The organism is Streptomyces shenzhenensis, assembly GCF_021462265.1.
Classification (GTDB): domain Bacteria; phylum Actinomycetota; class Actinomycetes; order Streptomycetales; family Streptomycetaceae; genus Streptomyces; species Streptomyces shenzhenensis.
The window spans coordinates 1-5,411 of sequence record NZ_JAJONF010000112.1; the positions used below are offsets into that span (position 1 = coordinate 1).

Annotated in this window: 3 protein-coding genes and 1 pseudogene; all 4 read left to right on the plus strand. The window is 70.2% G+C overall.

Annotated features, from left to right (window positions below):
• The coding region (locus LQ326_RS46740; RefSeq protein WP_234545304.1) for a TnsA-like heteromeric transposase endonuclease subunit at nucleotides 1–599 on the plus strand (599 nt) is incomplete at its 5' end.
• Between the two features lie 38 nt (nucleotides 600–637).
• Nucleotides 638–2,761: a TnsB C-terminal domain-containing protein gene (locus tag LQ326_RS46745; RefSeq protein ID WP_234545305.1), complete on the plus strand. Its 2,124-nt coding sequence runs from the start codon at nucleotides 638–640 to the stop codon at nucleotides 2,759–2,761.
• 110 nt (nucleotides 2,762–2,871) lie between these two features.
• Nucleotides 2,872–3,854: pseudogene (locus LQ326_RS46750) on the plus strand (TniB family NTP-binding protein).
• The gene (locus tag LQ326_RS46755; RefSeq protein WP_234545306.1) at nucleotides 3,851–4,807 is read left to right on the plus strand and encodes a TniQ family protein; all 957 of its coding nucleotides are present in this window, start codon (nucleotides 3,851–3,853) and stop codon (nucleotides 4,805–4,807) included. Before LQ326_RS46750 ends, LQ326_RS46755 begins: the two are co-directional and overlap by 4 nt.
• Nucleotides 4,808–5,411: the final 604 nt, after the last annotated feature.

The window sequence follows — 5,411 nt, forward strand, 5'->3', positions numbered from 1 at the left end:
ACGTGGTGCACGGTTCGGCAGCGATGCGCACCCAGTTGATGGTCCTGGACCGGGACCCGGACGTGACCGGCCTGTCCGCACGTCCGGTACGGCTGCTGTGGCGGGATGCCGACCGACAAGTGCGCTCGTGGGTGCCTCAGCTCTTCGCCCGGTACACCGACGGCACCGGCCTGCTCGCCGACTGCCCCTCACGCCCGAACGCCGGTGGAGACAGGGCGCAGCGGGCGCGGAAGGTCCTGGAGGCGGCGTGTGCCCGCGTGGGCTGGTTGTACCGGCGTCTCGAGCCACCTCCGGCGGTGGCGGCGGCGAACCTGCGATGGCTGGCCGGCTACCGCCACCCCCGCTGTCAGGGACCACTCGGGCTGCGGACCGCGCTGGCCGAAGCGTTCGCCGAGCCCCGGCCGCTGGCCGACGGGGCGGCATCGGTGGGTGATCCGCTGCAGGTGCTGCCGGCCGTCTATCACGCTGTGTGGTCCGGGTGGCTTGCAGCGCGGCTCGATGAGCCCCTCAGCGAACGAGCACTGCTGTGCGCGCACCGCAACGGCGGTGGGCGAGCCGACATCCCGGCGACGGGTACCGCAGGACGGAATGAGGGGTGAGCGTGGTGGGCGGTCAGCCGGGACCAAGGCGGCCGACGGTGGAGGTCGGCGTGCACGTCGTCTACCGGGGGCAGACCTGGCAGGTCGCCGCCCTGCAGGGCCAGCAGGCCTACCTGCTCCAGGAGGACGGCACCGAAGCGAGCCTGCTGCTGGGACGGTTGTTCGCCGATCCGGGCTTCGAAGTGGTGGGCGGGCGGGCGCCGGAGGCGGTGCCGCAGTGGGGGCTGTTCGAGACCGTTCCGCTCGCGGCCCAGCAGCGAGCGCTGGCCTGGCTGCCCCATATTCGTGAAGTGGAGACCGGGTGGCCGCGCCCTGAGGGCAGCCGTGAGGGACAGACGATGCGGCCGGAGTACGACCCCGAGCGGTGGACGCTGGCGCAGCGGGATGCGGCCAAGGCGCAGGAACTGGCGGCGCTCGGCTTCGCGCGGGTGACGCGTACGACGGTGGAGCGGATGCGGCATGCCTACCGCAAGCAGGGGTTGTGGGGGCTGGTCGACAAGCGTGCGGTGCCGGCCCGTGGCCGTCATCCGACGGGGTATGCCGACGAGCGGGTCGTGGCCGCGGTGCTGGAGGGGCTGCGGCGTCAGCGGGGCCGGTCGAAGGGGACGGTGAAGGGCCTGCAGGTACTGGTCGGGCAGATCCTGGAGGATACGCACGGGCGCGGGGTGGTGGAGATGCCGTCACGGTCGACGTTCTACCGGCTGGTGAGTGTGCTGGCCGATCCGGCCGATCGTCCGGGACGCCCGGCGCGTACCGCCACCACACCCGCCCGCGCCCCGTCGGCGTCGCCGGTGGTGCTGCGGCCCGGGGAACAGGTGCAGATCGACACTACCCGCCTGGACATCATGGCCGTCCTGGAGGACGGCAGCCTGGGCCGGCCGGAGCTGACGATCGCCGTCGACGTCGCCACCCGCTCCATCCTGGCCGCCGTCCTGCGCCCGCACAGCACCAAAGCCGTCGACGCCGCACTCCTCCTGGCCGAGATGGCTGTCCCGCATCCTGCCCGGCCCACCTGGCCCCAGTCGCTTCATCTGTCGCAGGCCGAGGTTCCCTACAAGCGGATGCTGTCACTGGACGAACGGCTGGAAGGCGCGGCCGCCCGCCCCGTGGTCGTACCCGAGACGATCGTCGTCGACCGCGGCAAGATCTACCTCTCGCAGGGCTTCGTCGCCGCCTGCGAGACGCTCGGGGTGAGCGTGCAGCCCGCCCCTCCGAGGCGACCACAGGCCAAAGCTGTGGTGGAGCGGACCTTCGGCTCGGTCAACGACCTGTTCTGCCAGCACGTCGCCGGCCACACCGGCGCCAATCCCCAGCGCCGCGGCTCGGCGACGGCGGCCGAGGCCCGGTGGACGATCCCCCAGTTGCAGGACTTCCTCGATGAATGGATCACCTGCGGCTGGCAGAACCGGCCCCACGACGGACTGCGCCACCCCGTCCTTCCCAAAACCGCCCTCACACCGAACCAGATGTGGGCCGCGCTGATCACCATCAGCGGCTACGTGCCGGTGCCGCTGACCGGGGCCGACTACCTCGAACTGCTGCCGGTGCGCTGGCAGCCCATCACCGAACGCGGTATCCGCCTCGACCACCGCACCTACAACCACCCCGTCCTCGACCCCCACCGCAGCCAGCGCTCCCCCGTCGCGGCCAGGGACGGCAAATGGGAGGTCCACCACAACCCCCACGACGCCCGCCAGATCTTCGTCCGCCTCACCGACGGACGGCTCCACGAAATCCCCTGGATCCACCGCGACCACGTCCACCAACCCTTCAACGACGCCATCTGGCACCACATCCAGACCGAAGTCGAACAACGCGGGGACCGCGACCAGCAGGAGGCCGACCTCGCCGACGCCCTCGACCAACTCCTGCGCCGCACCCGCCACTCCGCCGGGACGGAACAGAAAACCAACTACCGCAAAAAGCGTCGTTCTAGCAGTACGGCAGCGCAGTTGCCCGACCTGCCAGGCCAGCGGCGCCCGCTCGAAGCAGAGACTGCACCGGCCCCGGAACCGGACTGGAGCGAGAGCCTGGACGACCTCATCGACACCGCCCCGGCAGCCGAGCCGGGCACCGGCGATCCGGAGGGGCCGGGCACGCTGCCGGCCGAGGCAGGCGGATACGGGCTGTGGGACGCCGAAGCGGAGGCCGAGCAGTGGTGAACGCCTCGCCGGGCACAAGCGATGCGCCGGCCGACAGGCCCCCCTCAGGGGCGAACCGGCCTCCCGCGGCAAGCGCCGCCGGCGATGCCCCTGAGACGCAGCAGCAGTCGGTGACCACCTGGGACGGTTTCCAGACCTTCGCCACCATGCCCGTGGCGGCTCCTCCCCACCTGGCGCGCCGCCTCGCAGCCTCGAGGACCGTCTGGCCTATCACTCGCGGTTCGTCACCGTACGCACCCCGGCCATCGACACCCTCGCCAAGAACGTGCGCACCCTGATGATCCTCGGCCGCCACCAGACCGTCACCGCACGGCCGTCCCTCATCGTCACCGGCCCCGCCGGCGCCGGGAAAACCACCGCCCTGCTCCAGGTCGGACGCGCCTGCCACCTCGCCCACACCCGACGCCACGGCCCTGCGGCAGCCGGGCAGGTCCCCGTCGCCTACGTCCTGGTCCCGCCCGCCGCCAGCGCCAAGACCCTCGCCACCGAGTTCGCCCGCTACCTCGGCATCCCCGTCGCCGCCGGCATGTCCCAGGCCCAAATCACCAACGCCGTCTGCCACACCTACACCACCGCCAAAGTCCAGCTGGTGATGATCGACGAGGTCCACCGGCTCAACCCCCGCACCACCACCGGCGCCCAGAGTGCCGACCTGATCAAAGACCTCACCGAACGCATCGGCGCCACCTTCGTCTACGCCGGCATCGACGTCACCACCACACCCCTGTTCACCGGAGTACGCGGCGCGCAGCTCGCCGGACGCACCTCCCTCATCGACTGCGCCGCCTTCCCCGCCCGCCTCGGCGACCAAAAGCCCTTCCACGACCTCGTCAAAGCCATGGAGAGCGCACTCGACCTGCGCCACCACCGGCCCGGAACCCTCCCCCAGCTGAGTCCTTACCTCCACGAGCGAACCGCCGGCCGCATCGGCAGCCTCGCCCGCCTCATCCGCCAGGCCGCCATCACCGCCCTCATCGACGGCACCGAACGCATCACCAGAACCACCCTCGAAGCAGTCCGCCTCGACCACCTCGCCGAACAGCACTACCGACCCCACGCCCGGCCCCGGAACCGCATCACCAGCACCCCATGACCCGGACAGCCATCACGGCCCGGGATACGGCCGCAGCCGTCCCCGCGCAGCGCAGTGTCGTCACCGCAGGGACATGGCTGCAGGTCCCGTCAGCCGCGCCGGGCGTGCTCCACATACGGCCGCTGACCGGCGAAGCGACCGCCTCATATGTGCAACGGCTCGCCACGGTCTACCAGCTGACGCTTCCCCAGTTCCTCGACGGCGCCGACATCAACCTCCACGGCCACGGGACCCTGCCGGCAGCCGAACTCCACCTCAATCACAACGCCGGCCGGCACCTCGCTGTCCTGGCCCGCACCCCACTCCCCCACCTGACGCGCGCCCTGCCCCGCCTCGCCGCCAACGACGACGCCCACAGCACCGAGGCCACCGCGCACTGGAAGCGGCTCGAGGCCGGGCAACAGCCCGTCCGCGCCTGCACGCTGTGCACCCGCCACCGCAGCCACGGCATCACCGACACCGCCTGGGTTCATCCGTCACCGCACCAGCTGATGTGCCCGCGCCACCAGCAAGCCGCTCCCGACCCACGCCTCACCTCCACCCTCCGCACCCAACGCGTGCCCGAACTCGCCGCCGCGCACCACACCCACCAGCACCTGCTACGGCACCCCCGAGCCACCACCGCCTGGACCGCAGCACGCGCCATCACCACCCGCTGGTACGACCACCAGCAACACCTCACCCAACGCTGGCACCCCCGCCTCAACCAGCTCTGCGAGACAAACCCCCACCTGACCACCACAGGCAGCGCCTCCCCCGCACTCCTGGCACGCGACCTGGTGATCTATCCGGAAACCGTTGCCCTCGCCCGCGCACTCGCCACCCTCCCAAACCGGCCACACCGCGACACCAACGACACCCTCACCCTCATCGCCCGCCGACTCGGCCTCACCCGCCTGACCCCCAACGCGAACGACCCACTCCGCGTCTTCATCACCCACACACGCCACTGACCAGCCAAAACAAACTCCGAAGCCCGCAGAAAACGCAACCGCCCACAGACGCACCACTACATCCACCGAAAACCCAAGATCAATCCCACACAACTACAAGACCGCAGGCCAAACACCCGAACAACCAAACCGAACACGACACCAGACCACGCCCATCACCCCGAACACAGCCGCTCCAGCCATCCCGAATCCCACCCCCAAAGACGGAACACCAGACCCGAACGACCAAACCCCCTGAAGATCGATACTCCGTCACAGCGCAGACCTCGACCACCTCGGCATGCGCTGGTAGTGGATACGGCTGCAGGAACGGCCCGTCCCGAAGATCGGGACGGGCCGTGGCCGTGCATGTGGTCGTGAAGGGCGGTCGCCTACGCGGCGAAAGGCTCCATGAGGCATCAGCCGAACGATCATCCCCATGGGCAATAGGTGAGGCCCGGGGACACTGTCCCCTCCACAACCACTGCTATCTGTAACACGACCAGACGACCGGCCATTCCCGCCACGCACACGAACACGGAACACACCCAACCACGTACGACGCCACAACCGACGACGTCACAACCGACGACGCCGGCACACCGGCCACAGGCACGGAACAGAC